At 52.4% G+C, this 16,999-nt stretch carries 15 protein-coding genes; 3 read left to right on the top strand and 12 right to left on the bottom strand.

All coding sequences use genetic code 11. The annotated features are described in order from the left end of the window. Positions 1-11 precede the first annotated feature (11 nt). The 4 genes from ACTZWV_RS05270 to ACTZWV_RS05255 all read right to left on the bottom strand — a co-directional run bounded on the left by ACTZWV_RS05270 (position 12) and on the right by ACTZWV_RS05255 (position 5,534). Positions 12-764 (bottom strand): substrate-binding periplasmic protein, encoded by a 753-nt coding sequence (locus tag ACTZWV_RS05270; protein ID WP_444785530.1) that lies wholly within the window; start codon positions 762-764, stop codon positions 12-14. Between the two features lie 130 nt (positions 765-894). Continuing rightward, entirely contained in the window at positions 895-3,516 is a 2,622-nt protein-coding gene (gene metH / locus ACTZWV_RS05265) for a methionine synthase (protein WP_444785529.1), read from the bottom strand. Continuing rightward, a complete protein-coding gene (locus tag ACTZWV_RS05260) occupies positions 3,516-4,580 on the bottom strand; it encodes a homocysteine S-methyltransferase family protein (protein ID WP_444785528.1) in 1,065 nt (354 codons plus the stop codon). Before ACTZWV_RS05260 ends, metH begins: the two co-directional genes overlap by 1 nt. A 27-nt stretch (positions 4,581-4,607) precedes the next feature. After that, positions 4,608-5,534, bottom strand: a complete 927-nt coding sequence (locus tag ACTZWV_RS05255; RefSeq protein ID WP_444785527.1) for a homoserine O-succinyltransferase — start codon at positions 5,532-5,534, stop codon at positions 4,608-4,610. 193 nt (positions 5,535-5,727) lie between these two features. Between ACTZWV_RS05255 and ACTZWV_RS05250 the strand changes: the two genes are divergently transcribed. The 3 genes from ACTZWV_RS05250 to ACTZWV_RS05240 all read left to right on the top strand — a co-directional run bounded on the left by ACTZWV_RS05250 (position 5,728) and on the right by ACTZWV_RS05240 (position 8,181). Next, positions 5,728-6,165: a hypothetical protein gene (locus ACTZWV_RS05250; RefSeq protein WP_444785526.1), complete on the top strand. Its 438-nt coding sequence runs from the start codon at positions 5,728-5,730 to the stop codon at positions 6,163-6,165. 132 nt (positions 6,166-6,297) lie between these two features. Further along, positions 6,298-7,281: an FAD:protein FMN transferase gene (locus ACTZWV_RS05245; protein WP_444785525.1), complete on the top strand. Its 984-nt coding sequence runs from the start codon at positions 6,298-6,300 to the stop codon at positions 7,279-7,281. Between the two features lie 87 nt (positions 7,282-7,368). Then, positions 7,369-8,181: a substrate-binding periplasmic protein gene (locus ACTZWV_RS05240; RefSeq protein WP_444785524.1), complete on the top strand. Its 813-nt coding sequence runs from the start codon at positions 7,369-7,371 to the stop codon at positions 8,179-8,181. Positions 8,182-8,198: 17 nt separating this feature from the next. Here ACTZWV_RS05240 and ACTZWV_RS05235 read toward each other — a convergent pair whose 3' ends face one another. From ACTZWV_RS05235 to ACTZWV_RS05200, 8 genes are all read right to left on the bottom strand, one after another. Then, on the bottom strand, positions 8,199-9,014 hold the full coding sequence (locus tag ACTZWV_RS05235) for a substrate-binding periplasmic protein (protein ID WP_444785523.1): 816 nt from the start codon (positions 9,012-9,014) through the stop codon (positions 8,199-8,201). 126 nt (positions 9,015-9,140) lie between these two features. Next, positions 9,141-10,718: a hypothetical protein gene (locus ACTZWV_RS05230; RefSeq protein ID WP_444785522.1), complete on the bottom strand. Its 1,578-nt coding sequence runs from the start codon at positions 10,716-10,718 to the stop codon at positions 9,141-9,143. Positions 10,719-10,728: 10 nt separating this feature from the next. Then, positions 10,729-13,155 carry a LamG-like jellyroll fold domain-containing protein gene (locus ACTZWV_RS05225; RefSeq protein WP_444785521.1) on the bottom strand — a complete coding sequence of 809 codons (2,427 nt, stop codon included), beginning with the start codon at positions 13,153-13,155 and terminating at the stop codon, positions 10,729-10,731. Positions 13,156-13,157: 2 nt separating this feature from the next. Beyond that, the gene (locus tag ACTZWV_RS05220; protein WP_444785520.1) at positions 13,158-14,357 is read right to left on the bottom strand and encodes a hypothetical protein; all 1,200 of its coding nucleotides are present in this window, start codon (positions 14,355-14,357) and stop codon (positions 13,158-13,160) included. 21 nt (positions 14,358-14,378) lie between these two features. Then, positions 14,379-15,317: an AgmX/PglI C-terminal domain-containing protein gene (locus ACTZWV_RS05215; protein ID WP_444785519.1), complete on the bottom strand. Its 939-nt coding sequence runs from the start codon at positions 15,315-15,317 to the stop codon at positions 14,379-14,381. Further along, positions 15,314-15,841: an ExbD/TolR family protein gene (locus tag ACTZWV_RS05210; protein WP_444785518.1), complete on the bottom strand. Its 528-nt coding sequence runs from the start codon at positions 15,839-15,841 to the stop codon at positions 15,314-15,316. Before ACTZWV_RS05210 ends, ACTZWV_RS05215 begins: the two co-directional genes overlap by 4 nt. Further along, complete coding sequence (locus ACTZWV_RS05205; protein WP_444785517.1) at positions 15,838-16,356, bottom strand: biopolymer transporter ExbD; 519 nt, start codon at positions 16,354-16,356, stop codon at positions 15,838-15,840. Before ACTZWV_RS05205 ends, ACTZWV_RS05210 begins: the two co-directional genes overlap by 4 nt. Beyond that, complete coding sequence (locus ACTZWV_RS05200; protein WP_444785516.1) at positions 16,340-16,999, bottom strand: MotA/TolQ/ExbB proton channel family protein; 660 nt, start codon at positions 16,997-16,999, stop codon at positions 16,340-16,342. Before ACTZWV_RS05200 ends, ACTZWV_RS05205 begins: the two co-directional genes overlap by 17 nt.

Below are 16,999 nucleotides of genomic sequence, written 5' to 3'. Positions count from 1 at the left end.
TCCCGGCGGCATTATTCACAATAGAACTTATTCGGTAACTGCTGATTTAACTGCATAAAGTATTTTAGCTGCAATTGCTGATACCAGGTATCCAGCACCACGCTGAGCAAAGCACGGTCAAAGGCGCGTTGCAGCACCGGGTCGCGAAAAGCAGCGCGGTATAAGGTGGAGCCGAACACTTCATGCATGGTCACCGCAGCCGGAGCCGTGTTGTTTTGCTGATGAAAGGTAAAAATATTGCGATCCAGCACTATTGCCTGCACCCGATCGCTGAATAACATATCGACCTGGGCCCGCTGATCCACCGTTTCGCTATATTGGCTGTTTAATCTGATGGCATCCGTATAATCCGCGCCTAACACCTTAGTGGCACCCTGAAAGGCGATCACCGTTTTAGCTGCCAGGTCGGCCGGATGTTGCACCGTGAGTTCATCGCTGCTGCGGGTAACCACCACGTTTTGGTAGCGTATATAAGGTTGAGAGAAAAACAGGCCGGTTTCATCGGCCAGATCAGGCTGCAGACTGGCAATATCACCATTACCACTTTCCAGCAACGGCCGGATGCGGGCGTTAGGCACAAAAATAAATACTGCTTCGTGCCCCATACGCCGCACTACTTCACGCAGTAATTCTATTTCGTAACCGCTTACCGCTTCCAGCCGGATATAGGGCGGCTTATTTTGCCCCACCAGTACATTAAGCGGTGCTGACAACGCCTGGGCGCAGCATAATAAGCTGATACAAAACACAAGCCATCTGGCCATCAGGTACTCCCGCCTCACTTTTATTTAGTGTAGACGGTTTTACCTGACAGCAGCGAACTAATGCAAGCTATTTGCTAATGCAGGAACAGCAATAGCCTGAGTGATAACAAACACTTAACACAAGCTGCCACTAGCGCAGGTTAGGTGCTAACCAGCTTTGCGCCTGCTCAGCAGTCCAGCCTTTTTTCGCCGCGTATTCGTTAAGCTGATCAACGTCAATTTTGCTGACGGCAAAATATTTGCTGTCCGGGTGGCCAAAGTACCAGCCACTTACCGCTGCACCGGGCCACATGGCGTAGCTTTCAGTTAGTATGATGCCGGTTTGCGCTTCTACATCCAGCAGCTGCCACAAGGTGCCTTTTTCGGTGTGCTCCGGGCAGGCCGGGTAACCCGGTGCCGGGCGAATGCCCTGATACAGCTCGCGAATAAGCTGCTCATTATCGAGATTCTCATCGCTGGCGTAGCCCCAGTAGTCACGCCGCACTTTTAAATGCAGGTATTCGGCTAAGGCTTCGGCTAAGCGATCAGCTAAGGCCTTAACCATAATACTGTTGTAATCATCATGCTCGGCAGCAAATTTGGCAGCAAACTCATCAGCGCCAAAGCCGGTACTAACGGCAAAACCGCCGATATAATCTTTAACACCGCTATCAACCGGGGCGATAAAATCAGCCAGGCTACAATTAGCCGCGTTGTTGCGCAGTTGCAGTTGTTGGCGCAGGTTATATAAACGGACTTTTTCGACGCTGCGCGTCTCGTCGGTGTACACCACTATATCTTCGCCGTCGCTATTGGCCGGGAACAAACCAAACACCGCCTTACCTTTAACATGGCCGCCGTTAATCATGGTGTCCAGCATCGCATTGGCGTCTTTAAACAGCTTACGCGCCTCTATGCCGACTTCAGCATGGTTTAAAATCGCCGGGTATTTGCCGGATAGCTGCCAGGTTAAAAAGAACGGGGTCCAGTCGATATAATCGCGCAAAATATTGAGATCAACATCCGGCCATAAGTGCACACCGGGCTGCTTGGGTGCCGGTGCTACTTTGCTTAAATCAAGCTGAAATTTATTTGCTTTGGCATCGCTTAAACTAAGCAGCTTTTCACCGGGCCGGCTACGGGCATGTTGCTCGCGCGCCACCACATATTCCTGTTTAATCCGCGTTAAATAATCATCTTTGCTATCGGGCGTAATTAAAGATTGCACCACCGACACACTGCGCGACGCATTGGGCACATAGACTACGCCATTGGCGTAATTCGGCTCTATTTTTACCGCGGTATGGGCTTTAGAGGTGGTGGCACCGCCAATGAGCAGCGGTTGGGTAAAACCCAGCCGCGTCATCTCTTTGGCGACATGCACCATTTCATCTAAGGAAGGCGTAATCAGGCCGGATAAACCAATTACATCGACATCGCGCTCTTTCGCTACACGCAGTAACTCGGCGCAGGGCACCATTACGCCAAGGTCAATTACTTCAAAGTTATTGCACTGCAGCACCACACCAACAATGTTTTTGCCGATATCATGCACATCGCCTTTTACCGTGGCCAGCAGCACTTTGCCCTGGGCACGGCCGCCTTCTTTTTCCAGCTCGATAAAGGGCTGCAAATAGGCCACGGCTTTTTTCATTACCCTGGCCGATTTCACCACCTGTGGCAAAAACATCTTGCCTTCACCGAATAAATCGCCCACCACATTCATGCCGTCCATTAGCGGCCCTTCAATCACATGCAGCGGTTTTTCCGCTTGTTGGCGCGCTTCTTCGGTGTCGAGATCGATAAAATCAGTTATGCCTTTCACTAAGGCGTGCTCTAAACGCTTATTAACCGGCAGGCTACGCCAGGCGTCATCGATTTTTTCGGCGACGCTGCCATCACCTTTAAACTGGGCGGCAATCTCCAGCAGCCGCTCAGTGGCATCATCGCGCCGATTGAGAATAACGTCCTCTACCCGCTCCTTTAACAGCGGTGGAATATCGTCATATACCGTAAGCTGGCCGGCGTTAACAATGCCCATATCCATACCGGCCGCAATGGCGTGGTATAAAAATACCGAGTGAATAGCTTCGCGCACCGCATCATTACCGCGAAACGAGAACGACACATTGGATACACCGCCGGAAATTTTCGCATGCGGGCATAGCCGCTTTATTTCACGGGTGGCTTCAATAAAATCTACCGCGTAGTTGTTATGCTCTTCAATACCGGTGGCGACAGCAAAGATATTCGGGTCAAAAATAATGTCTTGTGGCGGAAAGCCAATTTGCTCAGTAAGGATTTTATAAGCACGCTGGCATATTTCGACCTTACGTGCTTTGGTATCGGCCTGGCCTTGCTCATCAAACGCCATTACCACTACTGCTGCACCATAGCGGCGTAATAAACGTGCCTGGTGTAAAAACGGTGCTTCGCCTTCTTTTAGTGAAATGGAGTTAACCACCGCCTTGCCCTGAATACACTTTAACGCGGCTTCGATGACTTCCCATTTCGACGAGTCGACCATAATCGGCACCCGCGAAATATCCGGCTCTGACGCCAGCAGCTGCAGATAACGCACCATGGCAGCCTTGCTGTCGAGCATCGCCTCATCCATATTGATATCGATGATCTGAGCGCCGCTTTCAACTTGTTGCCGCGCCACATCAAGCGCCGCTTCATAGTCGCCGTTTAAAATCAGCTTTTTAAATCTGGCTGAGCCGGTAACGTTAGTCCGCTCGCCAACGTTGATAAATCGGGCCTGTTGTCGCATTACCACTCCAGAGAAAAGGCTTCAAGGCCGGCCAAATGAAAACTATGACTGGCCGCTTTCGGTTGCCGGGCCGGTGCATCTTTAACCGCATCATATATGGCTTTAATATGCTCCGGCGTCGTGCCGCAGCAGCCGCCGACAATATTCAAAAAGCCCTGCTTGGCCCAATCAGCAATTTCTGCGGCCATCTCCACCGCGCCCAAATCATATTCGCCAAATTCATTTGGCAAGCCGGCATTAGGATGCACCGACACATAGGCTTCTGATACGCCGGACAGCGTTTCAACATAAGGCCGTAGTAAATCCGGGCCCAGCGCGCAGTTCAGGCCAAAACACACCGGCTCAACATGGGCCAGGCTGTGATAAAACGCTTCGGTGGTCTGGCCCGACAAAGTGCGGCCGGACGCATCGGTAATGGTACCGGAGATCATCACCGGCAGCTTAAAGCCGACTTCATCAAATACTTTTAACACGGCAAAAGCCGCCGCCTTGGCATTTAAGGTATCAAAAATGGTTTCCAGCATAATAATGTCGGCGCCACCTTCGATTAAGGCGTGGGTCGATTCGGTGTAGGCGTCTACCAACTCATCAAAGCTGACGTTGCGAAAGCCCGGATCATTTACATCCGGTGATATCGACGCTGTGCGGTTAGTTGGTCCTAACACCCCGGCAACAAAGCGCGGTTTATCTGGTTCAAGCGCAGTTACTTCATCACAGACTTTACGCGCCAGTGCCGCCGCTTCACGGTTAATCCGTGCCGATAGGCCTTCCATCTGGTAATCGGCCATCGCAATAGTCGTAGCATTAAAGCTGTTGGTTTCGACAATATCGGCGCCGGCCAGCAGGTACTGACGGTGAATATCGGCTATCAGATCCGGCTGGCTTAATACCAGTAAATCGTTATTGCCTTTCACATCACAAGGCCAGTTGGCAAATTCGCTACCGCGATAATCGGCCTCTTCCAGGCGATGCTGCTGGATCATGGTGCCCATGGCGCCATCGAGAATAAAAATGCGCTCAGATAACAGCTTACGAAAATGCTCAGGCGTCAGTCTTGCAGTCATAAAATGCTCGTTTTAATAATCAGTAACTTAGGTGTTACGACCAATCTGGCTTAGCTCAAACGGCGTGGCCTGATAGACATAATAATTCAGCCAGTTGCTGAACAGCAAAAAGGCGTGACTTTGCCACAGCTTTTGCGGCCCCTGCAAGGGGTCATTATGGCGATAATAGTTTTCGGGTAGCTTGGGTCCGGCGCCGGCAGCAACATCGCGCTGGTATTCTTCGTCCAGCGTGGTTAAGTCATACTCCGGATGGCCGGTAACAAACACCCGGCTGCCGCTGCTGTTTTGCAATAAATAAGCGCCGGTAACATCGGCTTCGGCCAGGATATGCAAATCATCGTGCTGCTGATACTTTTGCTTTGGCACCTGGGCATAACGCGAGTGCGGTACTAAAAACTCGTCATCAAAACCGCGCACCAGTGGGCACAGCGGCTGCGTTACCTGCTGCCAGTACACGCCGGATAATTTTTCGCCGCGGATTTCACGCTGCAAACCATAGTACTGATACAAGGCCGCATGCGCTGCCCAGCATAAAAATAAGGTGGAGGTAACGTTGTTATCGGCCCAGCGCAGAATATCGCCAAACTGCGCCCAGTAGGTGACATCTTCATAATCAACCAGCCCCAGCGGCGCGCCGGTAATAATTAAGCCATCATATTTTTGCTGCTGTACTTCAGAGAAGTAGCGGTAAAAGCAGTTTAAATGGCTTGGTGGCGTATTTTTGCTGACATGATCGTCAATGCGCAGCAAATCGACATCCACCTGCAGCGGGCTGTTAGCCAGCAAACGCAATAACTGAATTTCAGTGGCAATTTTATTTGGCATTAAATTTAAAATCGCAATTTTCAGCGGCCGGATATCCTGCGACTGCGCCCGGCTTTCGGTCATTACAAACACATTTTCTGCCGACAACGCTTCTACCGCCGGCAACTGATCGATCACTTTAATAGGCATAGCCACACCCGGTTAACTGACATAAGCGCTACTTTGCGCAAAATCGGCCCCAAAGTCAACTTCTATACGTTTAGACGGCTAAATAACAAAGCGCCTTTGTCAGCTTTATCCCAAATACCCGGCCGCTGATACCAGCCCGACAATGCTAATCGCAGCAATACGTTCTACTGGTTTAAACAACAAGGAAGATTTTATGAAACCATTAGTTGGTGCTTTATGTCTGCTGCTGGCCAGCGCCAATGCTACAGAGCTGCCGGTGTTATCTGCTGATGAATTAAAGGCAAAAGTGGCAGAGATTACCGCAGCGCAAAATCAGGTGATGCTGCAAGGCTCCAGCCGCGCTGATGTCGATAAACTGTTTGCACACTATACTGATGACTTTGTTTACCGCCACGATGTCTATGGCGGCAACTACAGTAAAGAAAAGCTGTATGCCAATACGGTGCGATTGTTAGACATGGGCAAATACGATAAAACCGAACCACGCTATCGCATTGTTGCCCAAATGCCGGGCTATAACGCTATCGCCGTAGAACGGCAGGAAGTGCATAAAGGCGTAGTGAAAAACCATCTGGCGGTATTTGAATTTCGCCATGATAAAGTGGTAAAGATTATTGAATACTGGAAATAATCAGCCCGAGTGTTGCCCTGTAACGGACCGACTCAGCACACTTTATGTAGCCATAACTAACCGCAGCATTGAGTAAAACCGCCGGCTCTGCAACAATAGCCAACACTGTTGTTTATGCTATCGGAATTGTTAATGCGCGTTGTTTTTTATCTGTTGCAACTGATGTTATATGCTGTGCCGGCCGGTTTAATGTTGTTAGCTCCGGTCCAGGCGCAGTGGCAACGTGAAGCCTTTGACACCCTCGGCACCCGTGCCTATATCGAATTCTGGAGCGAAGACAAGGCCAAAGCCGGGCAACTGATCCTGGATGTGCAGGCGGAGTTTGAACGGATAAATCAGTTAATGAGCCCTTATATTGACAGCAGCGAGCTCAGCCTGTTAAACCGCAGTGCCGCCAAAGCCCCGGTAACAGTGGGTAGTGAGTTTTATCAGTTATTGCAACAAGCTAAACAGATTTCAGCTTTGAGTAACGGCGCCTTTGATATTACCTTTGCCTCGGTAGGCTTTTACTATGATTACCGTGCGCGCAAAAAACCTGATGCCACCCAGTTGCGCCAAGCCAGGCAATACGTGAATTACCAAAGTATTGAATTACTGCCGGATAATAAAGTGCGTTACAGCCAGCCCGGAGTAAAAATTGATTTAGGCGGCATAGCCAAAGGCTATGCGGTGGAGCGTGGTATTGCGCTGCTGGCACAACAAGGTATTAAGCATGCCCAATTAACAGCCGGCGGCGACAGTCGTCTGCTGGGTGATAAACGCGGCAAACCCTGGCTGGTGGCCATAAAGCATCCGCGTCAGGACGATAAATATGCCGCCCAACTGCCGTTGCAGGACAGTGCGGTAAGTACTTCAGGCGACTATGAGCGTTATTTTATTGAAGATGGTGTGCGCTATCATCACATCATTGATCCGAAAACCGGCGTCAGTGCCACCGGCTTACTCAGCGTTACCGTCACCGGCGCTGACACCACTAAAACCGATGCCTTATCCACCACATTATTTGTACTGGGCCTGCAACAAGGCATGGAACTGATTGAACGCATTGACGGTTACGACGCTATCTTTATTGATGCCAACCGTAATATGCACTTCTCCAGTGGTCTGACACAATAACAGCGCCGGCATTTAACGCATGCATTAATGCTGCCGTTCAGCTACATTCAGTAACAGGAAATTTAAACCAGCCGGATATTGAATACTATGATGTCTTTGTTATACCGCCGCTGGCTGTTGCTAATGCTGCTGTTGCAGCTGTTATTTCCAACCATCGCAGCAGAGCAATGTACATTACGAATGGCGGTAGAAACCGATTTTCCGCCACATTTAATTCAACGCGATGGACAATGGGGTGGCTTAAGTGTTGAGCTGTTACAACGGCTGGCAAGTGAGGTAAATTGCCAGGTCAGTTTTATTAACAGCCCCTGGCTGCGCTCATTGCAGCAAAGCGAAAGTGGTGAGCTGGACGTGTTGAGTCATTTATCGCTTAACCCGCAGCGCAAAGCCCACTTTGCCTTTATCGGCCCACATCATATTGAAGCCATTTACCTGATTGGCGATCCTACTGTGCTGCCGGCATTGGATAACCTGCAGCAGCTGACACAAGACAAAGATTTAGGCGCTATCGCCAGCCTGCATGGTGCTTACTACGGCGAGGAATTCAGCCAGTTAAGCCAACACCCGGTACTGGCGCGCCAGTTAGTTAGTATCAGCAGCATTCAGGATAAACTGGCGCTGCTGCGCGCCGGCCGCGTTAATGCCATTTTGGAAGACTTGTCGGTACTGCATTACTGGCAACAGCACAGCTATCCGATGGCGGAAAAATACCAGCCGCTACTGTTGGTATATGAAAGTCCGGTGTACTTCGGTCTGAGTAAAACGGCGTTGTCAGCACAGCAAATTCAGCAGTTAGCCGATGCCTGGCAAGGCTTGTATCACAGCGGCGAACTGGCAAAAATTTACCGCAAATACCACTTAGACCCTGCACGCTTGATACCACAAGCAGTAACAGATTAATGCACCCTCTTGCGTTATCAGTCCGGTGCCGCCGTTTCCGGCAATACTGAACCGGGCACCGGCAGGCTGAATTGATAATGTTCCAGTTGATACCTGGCTACGATCGCTTGCAGGCTGCCATCCTGATAGCGCTTATTCCAGGCCGCAGAGAGTTGCTGCAGCTGCTCAACACTCAGCGTTTTGCGGTTAAACCCAAAATACACCAGGCTTTCATACACCTTAAACAGCGGCAGATATTGCTCTGCCGGCACGGTTGCAGCCTGCTTCCAGTAATGAAACGCGGTAATATCTTCCAGCAAGCCATGCACACGGCCGTTAAGCAGCAGCGCCAGCTTATCTTCATTGCCGCGGATAAACACGAACAGTGAGCGGTTGTTAGCATCATTTAAAATACTTTCCAGCTCATCGCCGTAGTAAGCGCCATTGAGCAGGGCAATAATGCCTTTGCTACCTTGACGCTTTAACTGACGCATATCTGTAAGCCCTTCAAAAGCCGCTGCCGAGCCCACCAGGTAGATGCTCTCTAACTGGTGCGGGCCGATAAAGGCAAACTGAGCACTGCGCTCAGTGTTGTAAGTCAGGTGGCTTAATACATCCAACTCGCCCTGCTCTATCAGTTTTAATGAACGCAACCAGGGGCTGTGAATAAACTCCACGCCGCAACCAATGTCCTGCGCCAACAGTTGCAACAACTCGACATTTAAGCCGCGCCAGCTGTCGCCTTGCTGCACTATGTAAGGCGGAAAGCTGGTTTCTATGCCCATCCGCAGATTGCAACTGTACGCGGAAAAGCTGCTTAGCAATAAAATTAACCACAGCATGCTGTATTTCATACGGCCTCCGCTACAGCGAAACAGCTGTTTACACTATATACGCAGTGCTAAAATACGCCAACGCGCAGTACTGTAGCGGAAAACTGTCGCGGAGTACGTCGCATAGTACGTCGCGTAGTACTGTCGTTAAATTATCGGTGCAAACGCCGTTAAACGGTCAATACTGGCGGCGTTGCCCAAGCCGTGAAACGGTGCCACTTCACTCAAACGCCCTTGTTCTCCGTGCAATGCCAGATAATTCAGCATCACCGTTTGCACCAATAAGTTGACGTTATTGGCAGCAACGGACGAGCCGGTTTCGACTGACGCGTCCGGTCGCATAAAACCAATTTGTTGATGCCGCGCCTGCTCTGCTGTTGTGCCCCCCAGCAAGGACGGGCGGCCGTTAGGGCTGTAAACCAACATAAAAGACGCCGCGGTGGACGAGTTATCGCCGGTCCACTCGCCTTTGCCACGGCCAAACTCTGAGTCATCTATACGGCCGTTGCTGGCTACCGAGCCATCGCTGTATACGTATATCATCAGCGGTTGGTTCATCCGTGCGGCATACTCCAGACAGGCACCAATACAGCGGCCGGCGCGTAAATCCCGCAGCTCACCGGTACCGCGCTCGCCGGTATGGTAATCATAGCCGCCGATGGTAATGGAGCCGGCACCGGCAAAGCCGTTTACCACCAGCTTCATCACCGATGCCGTTTTACGAAACTCCGCGTCGGCATTAAACTCATCGGCACTGAAAATACCGGCTGCACCGACGATATCCGGGTCTGCTGCCGGGTCCAGCGTCGCCGGGTTACCGAAACGATCTGCCAGATCAGCACTTTTAACATAGCCGCAGCGGATCAATTCTTTAATCACCGCATCGCGGCTGATATTGGTATTAACCCGGCCCAGTTTACTATCGCTGATGCGCTGCACCGATTCCATGACTGCTACGGCATCATTCTGATCTAACAAACTGAATAAATCGCCTACATCCACCAGCCCGGTAACATCCGACGGCCGGTCAATTTTGGTTGGCCTAAGTTCAGGGTTATAAAATTCCATCGGCATCATGGAGTTGGCGCCGGAGTCAGAATTACGCGAGCCAATCAGTGGCATTAACGAGCCACTGGCACCGGCTTTGGCAATAGCATACATAGGGTTATGCGGGTTATTGCCGGTATCGTTTTCTGAACGCGACGGCAACACTGCACCGTTAGTCATGGCCTGAGTGGCCATCGTGGTGCGCTCTAAAATACCGGCCAGCATTTGTGAGTCACTGTGAAACGCCAGGCCCAATTGATCGTTAACAAAGCCACCGGCCGGGTTGGCGGCATTTACTGCGGTCGGCACCATATCGGCCGGCAGCCCTAACTTGCTGTAGCCCTGCACCGATAAAAAGTCGAGCTGACCACCGGCCCCGCCCACCAGCACATTGGAACCGGCAATATTGGCGCCGCCTGCTAAATCAAAACAGATAAACGGAATTTTACCGGCGCCCTGCACGTTAATACCACACAGCTGCTTTAACGCTTCCAGATCCGGTGACAACTGGGCATAGGCTTTACCCGGGTTGGCAAATAAACCGAATACCGACCCTGTTGTCAGCACCGCAGCGCCATAGCCCATACCGCAGGCAATAAAATCGCGCCGGCTTACCGGTTTACTGTGGCAGGCATGAAATAACGGGCTGTCCGGGTGCAAAGGTGTTTTACGTTTCATAACTCTTCTCCTACTGCACCAGCAGTTCAGCACTGGCCAGTACCGCAGTACAGGCCGCTTTGGCAATGGTTGCACTGCGATCGGCGCTGCAGGCCCCGCCACAGTTACTCAACCGCGTGATAAGCGCGTCAAGCTCAGTTTCAACATCAGCGCGCAGCGCCGACGTTTGCGGCGCCAACGGCATTAGCTGATCCAGTAAGGGTTGTATAAACAACGGCCGGTTAGCCAGGCTGTAGGTAGTTGCCGGCCCGGTACTGAAATCCACCGCAGGGAACCAGCTTTGCCGGATGCTGTTATCGCTTATCGCTGCATTACAATAGGCAATCGCCAGTTGGGTAATGCCCATTTGCTGCGCCGAGACAAAGGTGTCGATATTATCGGCAGCCGGTAACTGGCGCTGTATGGTTTGATATACCGCAGACACCGCACTTTGTTGCTGCGCCACCCCGGTCAACGCACTCATCGTGGCATGAATTTCTGCAAAGGTACGTAAGCCAATATCACTGCTTTCATTGCCGGTGGCAATAATTTGCTGCACCGGCACACTGATACCGCTGCGCACGTTTTCAAATTCACCAATCCGGCCGAAGGATAAGAAAAACTCGTCTGCCGCCGCGCCCAACTCGGTGCCGATAATGGTGCCCTGAGCGGATAAGGCGGCACCTTCTGCCAACGCAGTGCCGGCTGCCAGGTTAAATTGCTGTTTTAACCAGGCCTGACCGGTGACCACTTCCTTGCCATTCATGCCCAGCGCCATGCCGCGTATCAGTAAGTCTTGCGGCAAGCTGCGCCCTGCCAGATTCACCAGATAAGGGGCATTAAACAGGTAGGAATAGCTATCAAACTGCGCCACTTCAAACACGATATAACTGTCGGCCAGATTAATCAGCTCACCTATGCCAAACAGCAAATAGAATTTTTGCCCGACGCCAACCTCATAGTTTTGCTGAATTTGCGCCGCGCTCAGTGCTTTGTTATGCAGCGCCAACAGCCGCACTGTGCCCTGCCATTGCCGGTTACCGTTGGCCTCGTTACCGACAATCAACGCATAACTGCTATCCCAGTTACGAATAGCCTCTGGCGCCTCACGCACGCCGGTGTCCTGACCATTAACATAAATACGCCGGCCGTTCACCGGGTCCTGGGTTAGTACCACATGCTGTAACGTAGCTTGCAGCACTTGATCCGCATCCGCGGTGCTAAGGGCCGGCAAGCCGGCAAAATCACCCGCGCCGGATCGCAGTAGAAAGTCGTAGTTATACTGGCTTTGTCCCAGAGTAAAATTACGCTCACTGCTGCTGCCGGCGTAGCTGACAATAGCCGCCGGGCCTTCCTGTACTACATTGGCCGGCACCACCCAAGCTTCGATACTCATCTCACCGGTAGCACTGATCAACTGTGCCAGCTTGGCACTGTTTTGCGTACTGGCCTGAGCCCGGCCACTGTTAATTTGCAAGCCCCAGCCGGTTACCCAGCTGATATCGCCCTGCAGGCTTAAATTCGCTGCCGGCTCTACACCGGAAGTATCATAAGCAATAACGCCCTCGCCGGTTTTAAACTGGTAAAAGGCTATTTGGTTAGCTTCAAAACGACCACCGCTGGAGGCAACAATGCCGTCTTCCAGGCGCAGTGCTTTAGACGGCACTAACGCCGGGTCAAGCGCGGTCAGCTCAACGTTGTCGGCTATTTGTGTAATTGCAGCCAGCATTTGTGCCGCATCATCATCACAGTTGGACCAGCAGTTATGAAACTCACCACCAAGTCTGGCAACAAAGCGTGATAACTGCGGATTATCCAGATTAATCAGTTTACGGCTGGCTTCATAAGCCGCTGCCAGGTCGCTGTCGGCAAAAAACGGCGACTGAGTTTGCGGTGCATCTGGCGCGTGGCAATTAACGCAATGCTGGCGCAGCAGCGGATACACACTGTTGCTAAACAGCGCAGGGTCTTGCGGCAGCACTTTGCTGCTGCCGGGCTCACGCACCGGCGGTGCCACCAGAACGACAGAGGCGCTTTCGGTGTCGCTGCTGTTTGCCCAGTTACGCAGCCACTGCGCCATAGTATCAGCACAGGCTGTATCGCTGGCCAGCCAACAGTTATGCCCGCCAGCCAACTTGGTTACTAATAACGATTGCGCCGGGTCGGCCAGGTTAACCAGCGGTACGGCGGCAGCATAGGCCTGATTAATATCATCGTTGCGGGCAAAATAAGGGGCGGTATTGTTTTGCACATGGCAGGCGCCACAGCGGTTAGCGCCGGCGATATTGTCCCACAAGGTGAGTTTAAACAGCTGAATATCATCAGTTTGCGGTGCAGGCCCGGTGTAGTTGGTGTTGTCTTCTTGTACCGGCGGCGGCGGGTTTTGCTCTACCTCAGCACCGCCACACCCGGCCAATACCAGGCTCAGCGCCAGCATAGGGAGTAAAAATAACTTCATCACTAATCTCCCATACAATAGGTAGCAGTGTCAGCAAATACCTGCTTCAGCAGATAGCCGCCGGCGCGGAAAGTGTCGGTAATACTGTGCAGGGTCGTCACATCAGTCAGGCTTTGCGGTTCACGCAAACATACAGTGCGGAACACTTTTTTAACCTGACATTGCGCAAAGGCCGTGCTGTTAGCCAGCTCTTCGCCCAGGCTTTTGGCGCCGTTACCACTGCCGGGCAAACTGTTATCCCAGCCCAAAGACTGGTTTTGACCTTCACGCCAGTAGTTGCTCCAGCTGTCATCCGGGGTGCGAAAGCCGTACGGGAAACTACCGGCATTAATATGGTATTTCGGCTGCACACGGCTTTGCGTTATGTCGTTTTGCGTGCCGCTTTGCTGATAAAAAATCCGCCCGTTGCTGCCATCTTCATCAGTAAACTGATAATCATAATAAGCAAAGGCCTGCGCCAGCGGGTCCATGCCGGCATGACAGCCAACACAGCGGTTATTAAAAATACGGCTGTCGCCGCCCGGGCTGCGGCTGACATCCTGACGAATACGGTCGGTTGGCCGGGTAATATCCTGCAGCGGCTCCAAATCCGTACACAGCTGGTTCATCAGCGTAAAACGGAACATAGCCCTGTTGGTACCCAGATAAAAAAACGCTTTGGCAGCGGCGCGGCTGGTCATAACCCCGGCGGCAGCATCAGAGGGAATACCGTTTAATGTGCTTTGCGCCCTGGGCTGCAAATGCTGAGCTAAATCTACCGCCTGGCGCTCCAGTGCCAGATAATGTTCATTGTTGTTACTCTGATACGGTGGTAAGCCAAGGCTGTCGGCGCCGACATACAAAATATCGGTTTGCAATAACTGGCGAAAATCGACATCGTCCCGTACCAGGCCAATTACCGTCGCGCTGTAGTCATTTAACGGCTCAAACACGTCCTGCTCTCGGTTAGTAGCCGCAGAGGCAAACAACTTTAACGTAGTGCGGTAAAAATCCGGGTGCTGCATCGCCAGCTCTGCCGCGGCAGTGGCATTGCCGTTATCAATCAGCGTTTGCATCTGGCTCAGGGTTGCCGCATCGGCCGGTACCCCGGCAATGCGGTCGTGCAGCCGCTTGGCCTGCTCTAACGAGCCGGCCTGTGCACTGGCGCCAAACAGCAGCAGGCTGCCAAGCGCCAGCAAAGTGGCATAAGGTAAATAACGCATTTTTATCACCTCCGGCTGTTATCAGCCCGGTAAAAACTCCACCGTCCACTGCGAACGGGTTAAGGCTACTGCCCCGGCACCAAAATTGACTGAGCGTAAGCGTAGCGTTAATTGCCGCTCCAGCTTGCTGTCGTTCAGCTCACTTTGCACTATGTTGACTTCGGCCAAACTGCCGTCCGGACGGATCACTAACTCAAATACCACTTTGCCCTTCAGCAACGGATTGGCACGCAACGCCCGGCTGTACAGCGTATATAAACTACTTTTATTTGCTTCCAGTACACGACGGATAGAGGCTTCCGAGCGTCCCTGAAGCCCGCCGCCGCTATCGGCTGCACTACGGTTTTGTTGCTGCGCCGGCGCGTTGGCAGATAAGCCTTTGAGCTCAGTTTCAGCCAAACGGGTACTGCCGGTGTCGGCCAATTCTGAACGGGCAATATCACCGGCTACCGCAGCAGCTTCAGCGCTGGCAAAGCTTTTGGCGGCTTCGTTGCGCAGCAGTTTACGCTCTACCTGCGTTGCCTGCTGCTCGCCGCGGCTTTTAACCTGCGGCGCGCTGTTATTTAACTGAAAGCTTTGCCGCAGTGCCGCCAAATCATCACGCATCGCCATTAAGCCGGCTTGCTCAGCTTGCCGGCGTGCCTGTTGCGGATCAGGTTTAGCCTGCTCTGGTGTGGCCTCTACCGGCTCAGGTGCCGGTTCCGGCTTAACCGGCTCAACGACCTGTTCGGGCACCGGCTCGGGTTCAGGCGGTGGCGGCGCTTTGCGCTCTTCCAGCATCACCCGCGCTAACTGCGGTGGCAGCTGCTCCTGCAGCTGACGGCTACGCTCCGGTACAGTCAGGGCCGGTATTAGTACGGCAAACAGCAGCCAAAGCACAAAGCCCAGCCATAACAAGCGGTAGAAACGTTTATCTTCAAACTGCTGCGATTCAACGGCAGCCATGCTCAGCGTTGTCATGGTGCCTCCGCCACATTCGCCGCCGGCATCGTTTCTACTGCCAGCGATAAATCGCGGTACTCTGTTGCAGCGCAGATAGCCATCAATTGCCGTAGCAGTGCATAAGGTGTGGCGGCGTCGCCCAGTATGGTCAGGGCACGGCCATTTTGCTGCTGTGCCTCAGGCAAAGGCCCGGCACGGCCGGACAGATAATTCAGCTCTGTTGTCAGCGCGGCGGTAAGATCAGCCAGCCACAGGCTGCTGTCTTGCTGCCAGTCACCCTGCCACACCGGCTTGCCTTGCACCAGGATGCCGTTGGCGGTAATGGTTAACATCACTTTCTCGCCCGGCAACTGCTCCGACACCGAGCGCGGTAAGCTGATATCTTTGTTGCTTTGCAGCACTTTGACTTCAGACTGGTTCACCATTAAAAAGAACACCAGGATGGTAAAGATATCCATCAGCGCAACCAGGTTCAGTTTACTGCCCTGCGCCAGGCGCTGGTTTTGCCGCTCCAGCCGTTTGGCACGAAATGACATCTTCATTCTGCACCCTCCGCTGATGGCAACTGACCAAGCGAAATTTGCGGGAACAGTTCGGCATCCACCAGCTGCGCCGCCACTACGGCTTTAAATGAGCGCACGGTATCCATAGCTGTAACCAGCGTCTGATAATCCAGCTCGTCGGGCGCCAGAATAGTGATATCCTGCTTTTCAATCTGCTGTTGCTGAAACGTCAGCTTTAAATCCTGCAGATACAGGCTTAGCGCAGCAAAATCCAGGCTACCCTGCTCTGTCAGCTCAAATACCCGCAGCGGCTCGCCGGCCGGATAATTCAGCCGCAAGCGGTTGGCATGAATTTCCAGTTCCAGTTGCTGCGGTTGTTGTTGCTCTTGCTGCAATTGCTGTTCGCTTAACGGCGGCAGCTGAATATTCAGCACGCGAATTTGCGCGAACACCAGGCTGAGCAGCAATACCGGTACCAGCACGATCATCAGGTTCATAAAGGACGTGATATCAAGCTCGGCATCGGCAAGGGGTGCTTTACGCCTTTTTATCATCCGCGCCACCATCAGTTTGTTTGGCAATACTGTTCATCAGCTTAATGCCGACCATTTCCATGGTATCGATAATGCTGGCCGTTTTGCCCTGCAGTAAGGCATGGACAAATACCAGCGGAATGGCGGTGATCAAACCAAAGGCAGTGGTGTTCATCGCGACTGAAATACTCGATGACAGCAAGCTGGCTTTTTCCGACGGGTCGGCATTAGCAACCGCCGAAAATGCAGCGATTAAGCCCATAATAGTACCCAGTAAGCCGAGCAAGGTGGCCACGTTAGCCAAAGTGGCTAAAAACGGCGTACGCTTTTGCAGCCGCAGGCTGTACTCCAGCACCACTTCTTCCATGGCGTATTCCATATCTTCACGCCGTGAAGAGGAGCGCAGCCGGTTTACGCCGCTGGCTAACATCGTCAGTAACGGCGCGGCACTGTTGGCAGCTAACTGCAGAATACGCGCTGTGTCGGCCTGGCCCACTGCGGTTTGCACCTGTGCCATGGCGCGCTGGTTTACCCCATGCACGCTGCGTAAAAACCACCAACGTTCAACGGCGATCACTATGCCAAGCACCAGGATAAACGCGATGGGGTAAATAAACACACCGCCTTCCTGTAAAAACCGAACTATGCCGTTTAAAAAATCCAT

This window comes from Rheinheimera sp. NSM (genome assembly GCF_052380015.1).
Classification (GTDB): Bacteria; Pseudomonadota; Gammaproteobacteria; order Enterobacterales; family Alteromonadaceae; genus Alishewanella.
The sequence above is the reverse complement of the archived record's forward strand: the minus strand, read 5'-3'. Positions and strand labels throughout refer to the sequence as shown.